We start from the raw sequence: 17,007 nt of genomic DNA on the forward strand, positions 1-17,007 counted from the left end.
GCGTTGATAAAAGCAGGCACAATTGATTAAATAAAAAGTTATGGCGCTCATAGTTCAGAAATACGGTGGTACATCTGTCGGTTCAGTGGAACGTATTCAAGCTGTTGCACAGCGTGTTTATAAAACTGTTAAAGCTGGAAACTCTATTGTCGTAGTGGTTTCGGCAATGGGCAAAACCACCGATGGACTCGTCAAACTAGCTACTGAAATTTCTCCAAATCCTAATCGCCGGGAAATGGATATGCTGCTTTCTACTGGCGAACAAGTAACCATTGCCTTACTCAGTATGGCTTTGCAGGAACTCGGACAACCTGCAATTTCCATGACTGGCGCTCAGGTAGGAATTGTTACTGAGGCTGAACACAGCCGCGCTCGGATTTTGCATATTGAAACTACTCGCCTAACTCGCCACATAAATGCAGGTAAAGTAGTTGTAGTAGCTGGCTTCCAAGGTATATCCAGCGTCGGAGAGATGGAAATTACGACTTTGGGTCGTGGTGGTTCCGACACCTCAGCAGTGGCGATCGCAGCCGCATTAAAAGCGAATTTTTGCGAAATTTATACAGACGTTCCAGGGATTCTCACTACAGACCCCCGCTTAGTTGCCGAAGCCCAGTTGATGGATGCCATCAGCTGCGATGAAATGTTGGAATTAGCTAGCTTGGGCGCAAAAGTGCTGCATCCCCGTGCTGTGGAAATTGCCCGTAACTATGGTGTTCCCCTTGTAGTTAGGTCTAGCTGGACAGATCAACCAGGTACTTGGGTGACATCAGCCAAACCCCAAGGGCGATCGCTAATCAATCTAGAAATTGCCCGTCCAGTAGATGCTGTAGAATTTGACACTGACCAAGCAAAGGTCGCTTTGTTGCGTGTACCCGACAAACCAGGCATTGCAGCCAGATTATTTGGCGAAATTTCTCGGCAAAGAGTAGACGTAGATTTGATTATTCAGTCAGTTCATGAAGGTAACAGTAATGACATTGCCTTTACAGTGACAAGACCAGTATTAAGACGGGCAGAAGCAGTAGCAACAGCGATCGCCCCAGCACTGAGGAGTCAATCTAACCCCAAGTTGGAAGAAGCCGAAGTAATGGTAGAACATAACATTGCCAAAGTCAGCATTGCAGGTGCAGGAATGATTGGCCGTCCTGGTGTAGCTGCAAAGATGTTCGCTACCTTAGCTGAAGCAGGCGTGAATATTCAAATGATTTCCACCAGCGAAGTGAAAGTAAGTTGTGTAGTCGATGCAGCCGAATGCGATCGCGCCGTCACAGCACTCTGTACCGCCTTTGAGATCAAAGTAGGGGACAAGGGGACAAGGGGACAAGGGGGACAAGGAAGAATCATTGAAAAAACTTCTCCCTTGTCTCCCCACTCTCCCCTGTCTGCTTTGTCTTCTTCATCTTTTCCCGTTCGCGGCGTTGCTCTCGATTTGAATCAAGCGCGTCTTGCTATTCGCCAATTGCCAGATCGTCCAGGAATGGCGGCGAAGTTGTTTGGATTATTAGCGCAGCATAATATCAGTGTTGATATGATTATCCAATCTCAGCGCTGCCGGGTGATTGATGGTGTTCCCAGACGAGATATTGCCTTTACAGTCTCGCGGATAGACGGGGAAAATGCCAGAGAAATGCTCACCCAAGTAGCAGCAGAATTAGGATGGGATGAAGTTGTTTTAGATAGTGCGATCGCTAAGGTGAGTATTGTCGGTGCAGGGATGCTGGGACAACCAGGTGTTGCTGCTAAAATGTTTGAAGCTTTAGCCCAACAACAAATCAATATTCAAATGATTGCCACTTCAGAAATCAAAATTAGTTGTGTTGTGGCGCAAGAGCAAGGTGTTAAAGCTTTGCAAGCCATTCATGCAGCCTTTGAACTAGCTGGTAGCGAGAAGTTTTTTGTGCCAGTATAAAATCTGAATCAAATAGCCCTCACCCTAAATCCCTCTCCCAAGCTTGGAAGAGGGACTTTGAAATATACACACCGTAGCAACCTATGCATCGATCTCATTTGAAGTTGCTTAATAAATAAATATTTATATTTTAAAATCAGTAGTAATAATACGTAAGCTATAATCGAACAATTTATCAGACTCTATTTATATTGATGAATAGTCATTTACTAGATGGACATTATCAAATACTAAAAGTTCTCAATGATGGGGAAAAAGAGAAAACCTATCTAGTTGAAGATGTTAATCTTAATGGTAAAGAATTTATAGTAAAGCAGTTATCTCTTCCTAATAGCAATCCTCAAGCTTTAACAATCCTACGCCGCTTATTTACGAATAAGGCAGCAACTTTAGAAAAACTCGGACAAGAACACGAAAAAATTCAAAAGCTCATTGCTTCTTTTGAAGAAAAGGAAGAATTTTATCTAGTTCAAGAATTTATACCCGGTAATCCTTTAACTGACGAAATCATTCAGGGACAACTTCTCAAAGAAGACCAAGTAATTAATCTTTTGTCAGAGATATTAGAAACTTTGGTCGTTGTACATAGCTATGGTGTAATTCATCGGAATATTAAACCAGCAAATATTATTCGCCGGGAATCAGATAAAAAGTTAGTTTTGGTTAATTTGGGTACTTTTAATGAAGCGATCAATAATACTGTTGAAAATTCTGAGTATATGCCTATAGAGCAAATTAACGGCAACCTCAAATATAACAGTGATATATATGCTTTAGGTATAATTGCGATCGCAGCACTGAAAGGTTTACCTGTAAATGAAATATCTAATTTACAAAGTCATAAAAATAAGCTGATAGGTGAAATAGTTTGGCGCGATAAAAATCTAAAAGTTAACAGAAAATTAGCAAAAATTATTAATAAAATGGTGCGTTTTGACTATCGTAAGCGCTACCAGTATGCAACCGAAGTTTTAGACGACCTGAAAAAGTTAATAAATGTTGATGACGATCGACAAAAACAACATCAGAAAAAATTATTACTAGTTCTAGCGGGGATAGCTGGCTGTATTACCCTTAGTGTTGCAGCGTGGCAATTGAGATCGCCAAAACTTGTAAGTGATGCCCAACAGACATTATACCAAGAGGGAGTAAATAAATATGAATCAGGAAATTATGAAGGAGCAGTTGAAGATTTCAATCAGGCTATTAAATTAGATCCGCGAAACGCTTTAGCTTATAATCGGCGAGGCGATGCTTATTATCGATTAGGAGATTACGAGCAAGCGCAAACAGATTCTAGCCAAGCTATTTTACTGAATCCTGAAGATGCTAATGCCTATTTTGACCGAGGATTTGCTTTTTCGGAATTAGGCAAATACAAAGAAGCGATCGCAGATTATACTCAAGCAATTAAGTTAAATTCTAAAGATGCATACCCTTACTATGGACGAGGATTAGCTCGTGCTCAATCGAAGGATAATAAAGGTGCAATTGGAGATTTTAGCAAAGCGATCGCTCTCAAACCTCAGTATACTGAAGCTTACTTGCAACGAGGTATTCTCCACCGCCGCCTCAAACAAAGACTCGAAGCAATCCAAGATTTTGATAAAGTAATTAAGATTAATCCTAGCGATGCTAAAGCTTTTTATCAAAGGGGTTTAACTCAATCTATTAATAAACAAAAAGATGAAGCAATTAAAAATTACACAGATGCAATCAACATCAATCCCAAATACATAGAAGCTTATCTGAATCGTGGCGATATTTACAGCGATCTGGGAAATCAAGTAGAAGCTACTGAAGATTACAACACTATTTTACAGATAGATCCTAAATTTATTGCCGCTTATATTCACAGAGGTATTCACCGCTTTTCTTTTGGAGATTATAAAGGCGCTATTGAAGATTACACCGCAGCGCTAAAACTAGATACTAATAATGTAGCAGCTTACAACAACCGTGGTAACGCTTATCTTGAACTGGGAAATAAAAAAGCTGCAAACCAGGATTATTCACAAGCGATCGCAATTAATGCTAACAACGCCTTAGCTTATTATAACCGGGGTGTGATTCGTACCAAGCAGAAAAATAAACTGGGTGCGATCGCAGACTTCAAAAAAGCTGCAAGACTATTCCAACAGCAAGGCGAACAAGATAGTTATCAAGATGCACGGCGGGAAATTGCAATTCTGCAAAATAAGTCAGCGCCAGCGCCAACTACTCGCCCGAAATCTGGGAAAATAGAAAAAAATTGAGCTACCACTCAATATAGTGTTGACTGTCAACAGTCAAAACTCTTAGAGAGCGATTGTGCTATTTAAATGTGTTTTATTTTACAAATTTACGATTAGTACTTTATCAAACTAGCTTTGAGAGTTGGTAGTAAGCTCTTTAGAGCTTACTACTTAGCGTTATAAATTATAGGCTTTGACATTTTATATGTCGTTGTAGTCAAATAAATTATTGCTCAATATGAGTCTCCGTGTTTTTTCACGACTCAATTAGGATTGTTATATGCTAATTCTCCTGACTTTTTATCCAGATAACCTGGAAATATTCACCCATAGAGATGTCGATACGGTACTGAAAAGAATTGATAGTTCTCACAATATTTGGTTGCGCTGTATTCACTTCCGCGATCGCACCGGAACAGCCAGGATTATCAAGCACTTTGGACTCAATCCATCTCGTGTTAACATGATTTTCAACCATTCCCCTGTAGGAATTGATGAAGACATAGAAGATTGTTTATTTGACAGCTATGAAATCCTAAGTTCTCAAATAAAAAATAATGAGTTTGAGGTTGTACGTGGCAATATTGTGGTTGGAAATAATTTTATCATAACTTTTGAAATCACCGAACTAAAAATCTTAAGTATTTTAGCTAATAATCTCCAAAAGCGAACTCTAGATATTCAGAAATTGGGAATTGACTATCTTTTTTATCTCATATTTAAAGATATTTTAAATAATTACGAAACTGTATTTACCTATATTTCTAGAAAACTTGATGATTTAGAAGATGAAGTTTTAGACAATTCTGGTGATGAATCAACTTACCAAAAAATTGCCACAATGAGGCAATCTACTCGTTCTGGACGCCGTAATTTTCAAAGCATCAAGTTACTTATGGCGATTATGGATAATGAAGATTTCCAATGGATCGGCCAGCCAGTAAAAGAACTATTCAATCAAGAATTGGTTCATCACGTTGATAAACTCTGGCAAGAATATCAAGCTATAAGAGCCTGGATGTCAGAATTAATGGAAATTCAACGTGATAATATTGCTAGTAAAACAGGTGAACGAATTAATCGCCTGACTATCCTTTCAACCATATTTTTACCAATCACTTTTATGTCTGGCTTCTATGGTATGAATTTCAAATATATGCCGGAATTAGAACAACCTTGGGCTTATCCTGCGGTGATCGGCATGATGGTATTAATTGTGATTGGCAGTATTGTCTATGCTAAAAAACAACGTTGGTTGTAGTATCTATAAAGTTACAAACAGGAGTTGGGCAAAAGAGCGATTGGCTGTTTATAAAGTGCCAACTCAAATTCTGATAGTTGAAGATTACCACGCAACGCGATGGGGAAAGTGACCAAGTCAACAGTGGTTGAGCTATTTTGTTGATAGCGATCGTTAACGCAAAACTGTAAGCATATTGCCAATGCTCAAATCCAGAAAAAGCTAGCCCAAATCAGTCTTGATGCCGGATATGAGTTGCCGACCCTTTATACACCCTACGAACTAATGGGAGAGTAGATATGTGGAAAGATGAAATTTTTGAAGAGATTTATAAAATTCGAGAAGAACATGCAAAGGCTTTCAACTACGATTTACAAGCAATTTGTGATGATTTGCGACAAAAGCAAGCTGTAAGTAATCGGCAGATCATTTCACAGCCACTCAAGCAATGCAATCGTCTGCATAGTAAATCGCAATACGCAACTAGCTAAAAGTTATCTGTTGGGTGTTGCGGTTTATCTGGAGTGATTGGGAATGTTATACCGTACAAGATTTTTGGGAATACTATCTGGTAGCTAAACACAAATCTCAAGCTAGGGAGTGTGAACTATGAAAAGCTACACAGATCAAGCTAAAGCCGAACTCTTTTTCAACGAAGGTAATGTAAGCGCTAAAATGGGCATGTTTGAAAATGCTCTGTCTCTTTATGATCAAGCTATCACTCTTGATGACGCCAATCCAATGTACTACAACAATCGTGCTGTCACGCTTAAGAGGCTCGGTAGGTTTCAAGAAGCGATCAACCAATATGAAGAAATTGTCCAGAAATTTCCCGACTATGGAAAAGCTTTTCTTTCCATAAGCAGCACATGTATTGAAGCAGGTAATTATCAAGGGGCTGTTTCCAGCTATCGGCATTTTCTTGACGCGTACAACAAGGGGCAGTTCACCTTTAATCCAATATGGGGAGGAGTCAATCAAAGTACGTATGCAGAGAATTTGCTAGAGACTGCTTTATTGACATCTATTAACTACCTGTCCGTAGATCAGCAGGGACTAGCAATTCAGGCTTTCCAGGAAGCACAATAGTGAATCAGATTGAACTAAAATCCATCTAAAAAATCTTTCTTAAACGTGTGAGTACAATAGGACACAAACCTTACTATAAAAATATCAAGACAGGCAATTATGGTGTTCTCGAAGGAGGTACGGTTTCCATGACAGAAGGTCAGCATAATGCATATTTGTCTTTTAGGCTTTTTGAAGCTGTTGGTGGCATGGTTGAACAAAGTTCCGCAGAGAAAAGAGTTCTTGCTGTCGAATTAGTTGAAGTTTCACCAGAGGAAGTTCAGAAGGCGCTCCTTGGTTTTTAGTTAAGGATAATCGTAGGTTGAGCGGAACGTAGTGAAACCCAACAAACCTGTGAAAATGTTGGGTTTCGTTCCTCCACCCAACCTACGCAGTTTATGGTTTTTGGGGCTAACCCAAGCGTATTGCGTTATAACCAACTCACGGTAAATTGAAAAACTCAAACAACAAGTCGCCGAAATAACAAATGAGTTCGCTGAAATAACAAATGAGTTCGCTGAAATAACAAATGCGTTCACCGAAATAACAAATGCGTTCACCGAAATAACAAATGCGTTCACCGAAATAACAAATGAGTTCGCCGAAATAACAAATGAGTTCACCGAAATAACAAATGAGTTCGCCGAAATAACAAATGAGTTCGCCAAAATAACAAATGAGTTCGCCGAAATAACAAATGTGTTGGCGTAGCCCGCCGCAGGCATCGTTCCTACCTAGTTTCCTACCCCTTTGGAAGTTTGGCCGGATACCAGAAGAGGTTTTTGCTGGATACACCAAGAAATTCTAGAATTCCCCCCATCACTTCTGTGCAGTACATCCAATGTCCCAAATCGTCATACATGCGATCGGGATTAAACTCGACATTGTAATGCAGCACATTGGGAAGGTCTAAAAACTCATCATCGCTTTGGGGAGAAAGAAGCAAGAGATGAAATGGCTTTCCCTGGCATTGTTTTTGCAGCTTGTTGACTAAATCTATCACACCACCGCGATCGCTAATTCCTGTACGGACAAAAAGCACTTTGTCACAATGCCGCAGTGCGTACCAAAACCTTTCAGAGCGTGCCGTGTACCGAACGCCCATTCGGTTCATGGACGGGAGACATATCGCTCGTGGGGTCGTCTGTCTCCTCTACTTTATGGGCAAAGGATAAACCTGACCACTGGTAAATTCTGCCTGCATCGGGACTGTAGTGCAAATAAGCAGGGTTCCACATATCATCAAAACCCTGTTCGAGCGCATCCGCAACATCTGCAATATTAGTGGTACGCGTTAAATCAAACAGAAAGGCGGGGCCGTCATACTCCATTTTATATAGCATCATGCGGACGGCACAGCGATCGCCAAGGGGAAGAATGGCCACACGGCTAATATCTGATAACTCACATTTGTATTGAAACAACACCGCAGACTTAGGTGGTGCTTTCACCCGGCTTTCTAGCCCATCTTTACCAATCATCATCGTGCGAAAAGGGGCATTGGGATAAAGCGGATCTTCATAAACACCTGGTGGCATGGCTTTAAGTGCGTTGCAAACCTCCGTCCACATCGGCTGGATGTTTACTCGTTGTCTGATTCGTTGATTATCCAAAGGTAGCGTTCATCCGCTTGCAAAATCCCCAAATACCCGTCATAGAATAAAACGTTGTTCGGCGAAAAGAGATTGAAGGCGGCGCTATATTCTAGGTCGGTATCCGGGGGAATGTTTATTGTAGTTGCGATCGCGCCATCCTCTACAGCAAAGAAGGGGAGCGTCCCTGGCTTGGTATCTTTGGTAATGTAAATACCTGCTATCAATCCAGCCTTTCTTTGCAGTGCAGTTTGTAGTTCCTGCCAATAGGGAGCGATCGTGTAGCTGTATGTGATGTATTAACAATCTGTAAACGCTTCTCTTCGATACAGACAGAGACATGAAAGCCTGCATTGTCAAAGTAGATAGTAAATTCATTCGGTTGCCAGAAGCGTTGTTTTTCTTTTGCTAATTTGTCTTTGTCGATATTGAAGATGTCCAATAAACTGTCCCTCTCAATATTCAGTATCGACGGGTTTGATTAGGTAAATCTGCAATGGATACCCAATAATGAAAGTTATCAAGGGTAATTTTTGGCAGAATTTTACAATTAGTGAGTGTAGCTTGCCGCCGTAGGCATCGCTGTTATTAATCTCTGCTAGTTTCTTACAGCTATTTTCAGGTAAATAGACGACGCGGTAGGGGCACAGCATTACTCATACGTGTCAACTTAAACTGAAAACTATATTGGGCAGGTGTTTTACACATCACCTCACGCCCTCATCCTCTAACCCCTTCTCCCTTGGGTGAAGGAGAATTAAATCTCTGGCTCCCCTCTCCCATGCGTGAGAGGGGCTGGGGGTAAGGGCAAAACGTTCTCACCAAGCGGGTTTCACGTTAAGTTGACACCAATGAGCATTGCTGTGCCCTTACGACAGATGTGGTTCAAATACATGAAAATTGCTGTAAGGTCAGAAGTTAATAACCATAAATAAACTATTTCAGTTACTTTTTTGAAAGTAAATGGTGAGAAATAAACTTATCGCCGATCATTTTTGCAGAGTTTAAATACCTATCCTACAACCATTTTTATTACTACTCAACTGGGATGTGTCTGAACATGAGCATTAGAAAAACATAAATAAATATTAATATCTTTATAGCTATATATAAATGAATAGTTAAATAATCTTAGGATAAATAAAAATAGCTGGGATTTGCATCGGCAGTTGTACTTGTTGGATAGAGTGATGCAGATCCTTTCTAAACCTAGAATAACAATTTTTTAGCTGGTCGTGGCAGGCATCGTGAGTCGGTGACTGCCGAGAAACCTTGCGCTTGAACATGAAGGAAGCAACAATGAGTAGCAATCTAGCCATCAAACTCCGCTCTGGAACTCAACAAGCCCACACATCAGCGGAAAATGTGGCATTCATGAAATGTTTTTTGCAAGGAGTTGTGGATAGAGACTGCTTCGCCAAATTCTTAAGCAACTTGTATTACGTCTACAGCGAACTAGAAGCGGCATTAGAGAGCCATGTAGAGCATCCTGTAATTAGTGCAGTTTACTTTCCTGAACTTAATCGCCAATCCTCACTCGAAAAAGACATGGTGTTCTATTATGGGGATAATTGGAGAGAGCAAGTTACAGTCTCACCTGCTGGTCAGAGCTACATTAACCGCATTCGGGAAATTTCTGCTAGTGAAACAGCCTTATTGCTAGGTCATGCCTACACTCGCTACATGGGTGATCTTTCTGGGGGTCAAATGCTACAAAAAGTTGTTCAGTCAGTTCTGAAGCTTTCTGGCGATGAAGGCACATCCTTTTACAACTTTGAGCAAATTCCTGACAAAAAGGCATTTAAGGATAAGTATCGTCAGGCATTAAATGCATTACCAGTTGATGATATAACAGCAGAACGGATTGTTGCAGAAGCCAATAATGCCTTTGGGTTCAATTTAAAGATGGCTCAAGAGTTAGAGGGAAGTTTAATTAAAGCACTCGGTCAAGTTCTCTTTAATAGCCTCACTCGTTCTCAAAATTCAGGTAGCACTGAAATAGCTGCGGCTAATTAATTTTGTCATTTGTCATTGGGCACTTGTACTGAGCGACTTGTGCCGAGCGAAGCCGAGGTAAGTCGAAGTATTGGTTATTTTCCCCTCATCTCCCCACAGACGCGATTAATCGCGTCTTTACCTACTCCCTTCATTCATTGGAAAGCAACTCAATGGTTTTTCTATTACCTGGTGTCAAGTTTGATCTCGATCTGATTCAAAAGTACGACACTCGCGCACCTAGATATACTAGTTACCCGCCCGCTACAGAGTTAAGCGAAACATTCACTGAAACTGATTTTAAGGCCGCGATCGCAGCATCTAATCAACGCAAAACCCATATGAGTTTATATTTCCATATCCCTTTTTGCCAAAGTGCTTGCTACTTCTGCGGCTGTAATACAGTAATTTCCAACAACAAGAATATTGCTAAACCTTACGTGGAGTCTTTGGTTGAAGACATTAAAAACACCGCAGCTTTAATCGATAAAGATAGAAAAGTGCTGCAAATCCACTGGGGAGGTGGTACTCCTAATTACTTGGAGCGTCACCAAGTAGAATTTTTATGGAAAAACATCAATCGCTATTTCAACATCGATCCCCAAGCAGAAATCTCAATTGAGATTAATCCCCGTTATATAGATAAAAACTACATTTTATTTCTGAGACAGATTGGATTTAACCGCATTAGTTTTGGCATTCAAGATTTTAATCGCCAAGTTCAAGTAGCTGTCAATCGTGTCCAGCCAGAAGAAATGCTCTTTGATGTCATGAGTTGGATTAAAGAAGCTAAATTTGAAAGTGTGAATGTAGATCTAATTTATGGTTTACCCTATCAAACACGTGAGACATTTCAAGAGACGCTGAAAAAGACGATTGAGTTAGATCCCGATCGAATTGTTGTCTTTAACTTTGCTTATGTACCGTGGCTGAAACCGACACAAAAAAATATTCCTCAAGAGGCGCTACCTCCAGCAGAGGAAAAGTTAGAGATTCTGAAAATGACCATTGAAGAATTGACGAATAACCAATATCTATTTATTGGGATGGATCATTTTGCTAAAACTAATGACGAATTAGCGATCGCTCAACGTAATGGCACTCTCAAACGCAATTTTCAGGGCTACACTACCCACGCCGAGACAGAATTATTTGGTTTTGGAGCCACATCCATCAGTATGTTAGAAGATGCTTATGCTCAAAACCACAAGGAGTTAAAGGATTATTATCAGACATTTTCAGCAGGTACTTTACCTATTAGTAAAGGTATCAAACTCACTCAAAATGACATCATTAGACGGGATGTTATTATGGGTATCATGTCTCATTTTCAGCTTTATAAGCAAGATATTGAAAACAAATATCATATTAGTTTTGATGAATATTTCTCTGAGGAACTAGAGGCGTTAAAACTACTAGAAGCCGATGGTCTAGTCAGTTTATCAAAAAATCAGATCCAGATTACAGACATTGGTAGATTATTAGTAAGAAATATTGCTGTTATCTTTGATACTTATACAAGAACGCGAGAGACAAAATTCTCCCGCGCTATTTGATATCGTTTCTGCAAATCTTTACCACATCTTATCCCCTCAATCTACCTTACAAATAAAAGTTGAGGGGATATTATTAAGACTATAGCAATCTGATTTTATTTTTGAACTTATTTGCGTGGTGCATGAAGTACAGTGCAAGCGTGATAAGCAGTCAAAAGGCAATTTAAATAAACTTGTTAAATAAAAAATGTGCAAAAAGCTTGGTTAATTAGTGATATAGATAATTAATGAGCAATCATAAGAAAAACTGGAAATTTTTCTTGTGAATAAATAATTTTAATACATCCCCAAAAAGTTAGATACGAACTTTGTATCTTAAGATAGAGATAAAAAAGAATAGATTGATTAAGAAATAAATATTTAGTTTTGCAGACAATAATTATGTCTAGGACTAGATATTTTTAATAAAACCTAACATAAATATGCAAAAAATTGCGTTTAATATTACAATGAAAAAAGGCCAATTCTCATCCAAATTGGATGTAAATTATTTTGTATAACTTTTGGATTTAGCATTTACCCCATCTGGTAGAACGAATTTGGAATTAGAGTTGATAACTTAGATATAAGTGAGATTGTCGAGGCGGTTATGAGTATTATTGCTTGGATAGTTTTAGGACTTTTGGCAGGTGCGACTGCTAAAGCTATTTATCCTGGCTATCAAGGTAGTGCAATTCTCTCCACAATGATTTTCAGTATCATTGGTGCTTTCGTCGGTGGAAGTCTGTTTACCTTGCTACGAACAGGAACTCCGCAAATTACTTCGGCTGGCGCTGGTTTAATCCCTGGTATTTTAGTAGCTGTGCTATGTGCAATTGTTGCTATTTATATATGGGGATTAATTCAGAAGAAGCAGGAATGCATAATCGCTGATTGGCAGTTATCAGCACTCACATAAACACTGTATTTTATCAGTCTTTTAGTTCACCAATTTAAGAAGCTATTAAAGATTAGATTAGCTCTTACTGGAAAAAACTAAAAGAAAATAAAATAGCCGATCCTTTCTGTAACATCATAATTTTGGGAAGTGTAAATCTATGTTTTTTCACAAGAAAGAGCCTATTCATGCAGTTAACATTAGTGAACCGAACCCTCGTTTTGCTCAGTTACTTTTAGAGCAGTTTGGCGGAGCTACTGGAGAACTTAGTGCAGCACTTCAATATTGGGTTCAATCATTCCATGTCGAAAATGCTGGCATTAAAGACATGCTGCAAGACATTGCGATCGAGGAATTCGGCCATTTAGAAATGGTTGGGAAGCTCATCGAAGGTCATACTAAAAATGTAGATCAAACAGAGGCTTACAAGAGTACTCTTTTTGCAGTCCGAGGAATTGGGCCTCATTTTCTTGATAGCCAAGGAAATGCTTGGACTGCAAATTACTTGAATGAGGGTGGAGATGTAGTGCGTGATTTAAGAGCTAACGTTGCAGCAGAAGCTGGCGCTCGTCAAACTTACGAATCATTGATCAAGTTGGCAACCGACAAAGGAACCCAAGAGACTTTAGTGCATCTGTTAACACGAGAAATTTCTCATACTCAGATGTTTATGAAAGCTCTAGATTCACTAGGTAAGTTGACAGATCCATTCTTTGGTAATGTTAAGCCAGATGAAACTGTTGCTCTATACTACAATCTATCTACAAATGGAGATGGTAAAGATGAGCGTGGTCCTTGGAATTCTGAGCCAACATTCAAATACGTTGCTAATCCGTTAGAAAGCCACTCTTAATTGTATAAGTGGTTGCAGTTAGAGTAGAGATTGGTTTTGAGCAAAGAGGTTTTGGGGAATTCTGAAAAACTTCTAATCATCTTATGAGGAAACAGCCCACCTTATTTAGCAATTTTTAGGCTGTTTAACTACATCTAGTAAGCAAAAAAATTCCCGACTTTTCTAAGAAGTCGGGAATTCTTACTGAGTATTTGGCTATTACATTCAATTGAAAATAGCTATAGCTATAAATATAGCGGTTCCCAATTGCATGGAATACAGACCTAACCCCCAACCCCTTCCCTTCAAGGGAAGGGGAGTAAGATTCAAAGCCTCTCTCCTTTTAGGAGAGAGGTCAAAACTGTACTGCACCTAAGCGAGAACCGCTATATTCAACCACACTGAAAAAGTTAGAGCGATCGCTGCTTCAATTTATAACCCAACATTTCTGACTTCAAAAATTAATTCAACTCAAAATCAAAACTCAGCATCAGGAGATTAACTTGTGATTGTCAACGCTACACCAAATGGTTGGGAAGTCATTTATCATCGTGCCCATGCTTTATTAGCAGCTCAACTAGCAAGACAATGGCAACGTAAAGATGCGCCAGTAAGATTATATGAAACAGTAGCTGCAATTTCTCATCACGATGACCTAGAAAAAGAGTGGGAAGAAGATATTCTGACTGAAGCAGGTGCGCCAAAGGACTTCACCCTTGAGTCAAATCCCGATGTAGATGCTGATGCCGAGAAATTGGCTAATTTGGTAAAGAATGCCCTTTACCGTGGACGATGGGTGGCTCTATTAATTTCCATGCACATCAGCCGTTTAAATGAGCCGAGGCGAGGTAAGTCTTCAAAATTAGACAAACTTTTAGATGAGCAACTTCAAAACCAGCAACATTGGTGTAAAGAACTGCGCATTAAAAAGGAGGAAGTTGATGCAGCCTATGCATTTATGCAATGGTGCGATCGCCTTTCGCTTATTCTCTGTCAGCAAGAATTACCTGATGATGAGCGGTTTTTAGAAATTAGCAAGGGCCCTGAAGGTAAGCGCTATGATATCATGCAGCGCAGTGATAACTTGGTTGTTGTCAAACCCTGGCCCTTCCAGAACGATAAATTTACGGTTAACGTCGAAGCTTGTAACCTCTCCCAAGTGAAATTTGAGAGCAGCACCGAATTATCTCAAGTACTACAAGAAGCCCCTATCAAGGTACTAGAGTGGACATTTGTTAAGAGTTAGATGCATAGAGCTTACAGCTATTTACCTGACAATAGCTGTAAGAAACTAGGTTATGCGATCGCACTCTTCTATCAGCTCCCTACTTATTTTTGCAATGGCGATCTCAGTAACAATTATTGCAGGGGGTCATGCTGTGGATATAACCCAAGCTGCCCAGACATAAAAAGTAGCGATCGCATTTAGTGCCAAGGGCGTGAGAGCAGTTTTAATTATTTTAACTTTTATCTAAAGATGTACTGTTAAGACAGATTATTATTACTTATGATAGTTCCTTTAAATCATTGTGATCAGTGAAAGTGAATATACTTAATCACTGAGGTTCAAAGCATGGATTTAACAGGTAAGGTTCAAACTGTGGACTCGTCCTGGTCTCTTCCACTGCTGTTGAAAGAGTATGCAATGAGCCGAGTAACTGTCTACTTTTATAGCGACAGATGGGTTCCAATTAAATATTGTTCTTTGGAAAAGGCAATTTTGCTTCACCATAAGGCAAATTTAGAAGGCAAGGAAATTTTGTTATTTCCTGCTAATGTAGACCCTAATGAATTCTCAAACTCTTTTAACTGAAATGCATTGAGGTAGACTATTTTTCAAACATCTTGGCAACAAATTAATCAGCCATAGAGGCGTACATATATATGTACGCCTCTACTTGTAAATGGGATTAAATATTCGTGCTGACTTGAAAGCAAAAGGTGTGGCAATCACCAGATAAAGTAATCAAACCAAACCAGAACGCAATGCAACGACTGCTGCTTGCACGCGATCGTCCACTGCTAATTTATTCATAATTCCCCGGACGTGAGTTTTGATGGTGTTGGGACTGAGATAGAGTTTTTCGGCAATCTCTGGGTTACTCAAGCCGTCTACCATCAGCTTTAACACTTCTAACTCGCGCCCAGATAAGTTGGCAGTGTTGGTGGTGGGTGAAGGCGGTTTGAGATTATCAATTACTCGCCGTGCAATTTGAGGATCGAGATAGGCCGCTCCATCAACTGCGGCTGCGATCGCACTTAACAATCGTTCCACACTTGCACCTTTTATACAATACGCATCTGCACCGCTAGATAGTGCCGCAATAATTTCTGTCTCTGTTTGATGAGATGTCAACATCACCACATGAGTTGCTGGCAGCGCCGCCTTAATTTGCTGTGTTGCGGCAATGCCATCCAATCGCGGCAATCCAATATCCATAACCACCAAATCAGGTTTCAGTTGCAGTGCTGCTTGAACTCCTAAATAACCATCTTCAGCTTGTCCAACAATCTCCAATTGAGGATGAGCCATTAACGATTGCTCTAATCCCAGTTGCATCATCGGATCGTCTTCAACAATTAAGACACGCAATGGCGGAGCATTGACGGGTAAATTTAAGGGATAGTAAGTATCTAAAGACATTTTTATTAATTAAGAATCATTTGTCCTTTGTCATTAGTCCTTTGTCCTTTGCTTTTTTTGCTTGCCAATGACCAATGACCAACTTATTTTATTCTTCCACGCGATACCCTAACTCTGCTAAACTAATCCGTGACTGTCGCCATTTTGGTTGGACTTTCACAAACAATTCTAGATAAACCTTGCCAGCAATTAATTTTTGGATTTGTTCGCGGGCTTCACTACCAATTGCTTTGAGCATTGCTCCACCTTTGCCAATGAGTATGCCTTTTTGGGAATCACGCTCGACGTTGATGGTAGCAAGTACACGGGTAATGCTGGGAGTTTCTTCTACTAAGTCAATGGCGATCGCAACTGAATGGGGTACTTCTTCACGAGTCAACAATAAAATTTGTTCTCGGATCAATTCACCCATAATAAAGCGTTCTGGCTGGTCAGTTACAAAGTCTGGAGGATAATATAATGGCCCAATTTCTAAATGTTCAATTAATAATTCTTGAAGTTGCGGTAATCCTGTACTAGTCTTGGCAGAAAATTTCACGATTTCCCATTCATGAGACTGGCCCATCTGAGCGTAACTATCATCTAGAAACTGCGAATCAGTTGGTTGTTGGTCGGTTTTGTTCACACCCAGAATTACTGGTGTTTTGCTGCGACTGAGCAATTCGGCAATATAGCGATCGCCTGCTCCACAAGCCACAGATCCATCTACCACAAATAACACTACATCTACCGATTCAATGGCAATTTTGGCATTTTGCACCAATACTTCGCCCAATTGATGATGAGGCTTATGAATTCCTGGCGTATCTACAAATATTAACTGCGCTTCTGGTGTAGTTAATATACCGCGCAAACGGTTACGTGTAGTCTGTGCTACTGGTGAAGTAATGGCAATTTTTTGTCCTACTAATTGATTCATCAAAGTAGATTTACCGACATTCGGACGACCAACAATGCCGATAAAACCTGATTTAAATTCAGGAGGAGCTTGTGGGATTGTTACTTCTCCTGAAAAAGAGAAGTTGTAATTATCAATACTAGTCACCTTTGGCTCCAC

At 39.9% G+C, this 17,007-nt stretch carries 18 protein-coding genes and 1 pseudogene; 12 read left to right on the forward strand and 7 right to left on the reverse strand.

All coding sequences use genetic code 11. The annotated features are described in order from the left end of the window. Nucleotides 1-40 precede the first annotated feature (40 nt). The 7 genes and pseudogenes from V7K60_RS34050 to V7K60_RS34080 all read left to right on the forward strand — a co-directional run bounded on the left by V7K60_RS34050 (nucleotide 41) and on the right by V7K60_RS34080 (nucleotide 6,759). Nucleotides 41-1,912 carry an aspartate kinase gene (locus V7K60_RS34050; RefSeq protein WP_334932529.1) on the forward strand — a complete coding sequence of 624 codons (1,872 nt, stop codon included), beginning with the start codon at nucleotides 41-43 and terminating at the stop codon, nucleotides 1,910-1,912. Between the two features lie 194 nt (nucleotides 1,913-2,106). Further along, complete coding sequence (locus V7K60_RS34055) at nucleotides 2,107-4,167, forward strand: tetratricopeptide repeat protein (RefSeq protein WP_334932531.1); 2,061 nt, start codon at nucleotides 2,107-2,109, stop codon at nucleotides 4,165-4,167. 259 nt (nucleotides 4,168-4,426) lie between these two features. Continuing rightward, nucleotides 4,427-5,407 carry a magnesium transporter CorA family protein gene (locus tag V7K60_RS34060; protein ID WP_334932533.1) on the forward strand — a complete coding sequence of 327 codons (981 nt, stop codon included), beginning with the start codon at nucleotides 4,427-4,429 and terminating at the stop codon, nucleotides 5,405-5,407. Between the two features lie 153 nt (nucleotides 5,408-5,560). Then, a pseudogene (locus V7K60_RS34065) lies at nucleotides 5,561-5,683 on the forward strand (type II toxin-antitoxin system VapC family toxin); the annotation flags it as partial. A gap of 2 nt (nucleotides 5,684-5,685) precedes the next feature. Next, on the forward strand, nucleotides 5,686-5,877 hold the full coding sequence (locus V7K60_RS34070) for a hypothetical protein (protein ID WP_334932535.1): 192 nt from the start codon (nucleotides 5,686-5,688) through the stop codon (nucleotides 5,875-5,877). Between the two features lie 118 nt (nucleotides 5,878-5,995). Beyond that, entirely contained in the window at nucleotides 5,996-6,475 is a 480-nt protein-coding gene (locus tag V7K60_RS34075; protein ID WP_334932537.1) for a tetratricopeptide repeat protein, read from the forward strand. 47 nt (nucleotides 6,476-6,522) lie between these two features. Continuing rightward, entirely contained in the window at nucleotides 6,523-6,759 is a 237-nt protein-coding gene (locus tag V7K60_RS34080; RefSeq protein WP_334932539.1) for a hypothetical protein, read from the forward strand. Here the strand turns inward: V7K60_RS34080 and V7K60_RS34085 are convergent, their stop codons facing one another. The 5 genes from V7K60_RS34085 to V7K60_RS34105 are packed head-to-tail and all read right to left on the reverse strand — an operon-like array spanning nucleotide 6,760 to nucleotide 8,488. Next, nucleotides 6,760-7,179: a hypothetical protein gene (locus tag V7K60_RS34085; RefSeq protein ID WP_334932541.1), complete on the reverse strand. Its 420-nt coding sequence runs from the start codon at nucleotides 7,177-7,179 to the stop codon at nucleotides 6,760-6,762. 17 nt (nucleotides 7,180-7,196) lie between these two features. Continuing rightward, a complete protein-coding gene (locus V7K60_RS34090) occupies nucleotides 7,197-7,496 on the reverse strand; it encodes a hypothetical protein (RefSeq protein ID WP_334932543.1) in 300 nt (99 codons plus the stop codon). A gap of 34 nt (nucleotides 7,497-7,530) precedes the next feature. After that, nucleotides 7,531-8,067 carry a hypothetical protein gene (locus V7K60_RS34095; RefSeq protein ID WP_334932544.1) on the reverse strand — a complete coding sequence of 179 codons (537 nt, stop codon included), beginning with the start codon at nucleotides 8,065-8,067 and terminating at the stop codon, nucleotides 7,531-7,533. Next, nucleotides 8,037-8,273, reverse strand: coding sequence for a hypothetical protein (locus V7K60_RS34100; protein ID WP_334932546.1), 237 nt, complete (start codon nucleotides 8,271-8,273; stop codon nucleotides 8,037-8,039). Before V7K60_RS34100 ends, V7K60_RS34095 begins: the two co-directional genes overlap by 31 nt. Next, entirely contained in the window at nucleotides 8,270-8,488 is a 219-nt protein-coding gene (locus V7K60_RS34105) for a hypothetical protein (RefSeq protein ID WP_334932548.1), read from the reverse strand. Before V7K60_RS34105 ends, V7K60_RS34100 begins: the two co-directional genes overlap by 4 nt. Nucleotides 8,489-9,345: 857 nt before the next feature. Between V7K60_RS34105 and V7K60_RS34110 the strand changes: the two genes are divergently transcribed. The 5 genes from V7K60_RS34110 (at nucleotide 9,346) to V7K60_RS34130 (ending at nucleotide 14,552) form a co-directional block, all read left to right on the forward strand. Then, entirely contained in the window at nucleotides 9,346-10,062 is a 717-nt protein-coding gene (locus V7K60_RS34110; RefSeq protein ID WP_334932550.1) for a biliverdin-producing heme oxygenase, read from the forward strand. Nucleotides 10,063-10,214: 152 nt separating this feature from the next. Beyond that, nucleotides 10,215-11,597 (forward strand): oxygen-independent coproporphyrinogen III oxidase, encoded by a 1,383-nt coding sequence (hemN, locus tag V7K60_RS34115; protein WP_334932552.1) that lies wholly within the window; start codon nucleotides 10,215-10,217, stop codon nucleotides 11,595-11,597. 589 nt (nucleotides 11,598-12,186) lie between these two features. After that, nucleotides 12,187-12,495, forward strand: coding sequence for a GlsB/YeaQ/YmgE family stress response membrane protein (locus V7K60_RS34120; RefSeq protein WP_334932554.1), 309 nt, complete (start codon nucleotides 12,187-12,189; stop codon nucleotides 12,493-12,495). Between the two features lie 139 nt (nucleotides 12,496-12,634). Next, nucleotides 12,635-13,327 carry a manganese catalase family protein gene (locus V7K60_RS34125; protein WP_334932556.1) on the forward strand — a complete coding sequence of 231 codons (693 nt, stop codon included), beginning with the start codon at nucleotides 12,635-12,637 and terminating at the stop codon, nucleotides 13,325-13,327. A 484-nt stretch (nucleotides 13,328-13,811) separates the two neighbouring features. After that, nucleotides 13,812-14,552, forward strand: a complete 741-nt coding sequence (locus V7K60_RS34130) for a DUF3891 family protein (protein WP_334932558.1) — start codon at nucleotides 13,812-13,814, stop codon at nucleotides 14,550-14,552. 720 nt (nucleotides 14,553-15,272) lie between these two features. Here the strand turns inward: V7K60_RS34130 and V7K60_RS34135 are convergent. Both V7K60_RS34135 and era read right to left on the reverse strand, forming a co-directional pair. Further along, nucleotides 15,273-15,950 (reverse strand): response regulator transcription factor, encoded by a 678-nt coding sequence (locus V7K60_RS34135; protein WP_334932560.1) that lies wholly within the window; start codon nucleotides 15,948-15,950, stop codon nucleotides 15,273-15,275. 88 nt (nucleotides 15,951-16,038) lie between these two features. Beyond that, nucleotides 16,039-16,995 carry a GTPase Era gene (gene era / locus V7K60_RS34140; protein WP_334932562.1) on the reverse strand — a complete coding sequence of 319 codons (957 nt, stop codon included), beginning with the start codon at nucleotides 16,993-16,995 and terminating at the stop codon, nucleotides 16,039-16,041. Nucleotides 16,996-17,007 lie beyond the last annotated feature (12 nt).

The sequence above is a fragment of the Nostoc sp. genome (assembly GCF_036917555.1).
Lineage (GTDB): Bacteria > Cyanobacteriota > Cyanobacteriia > Cyanobacteriales > Nostocaceae > Nostoc.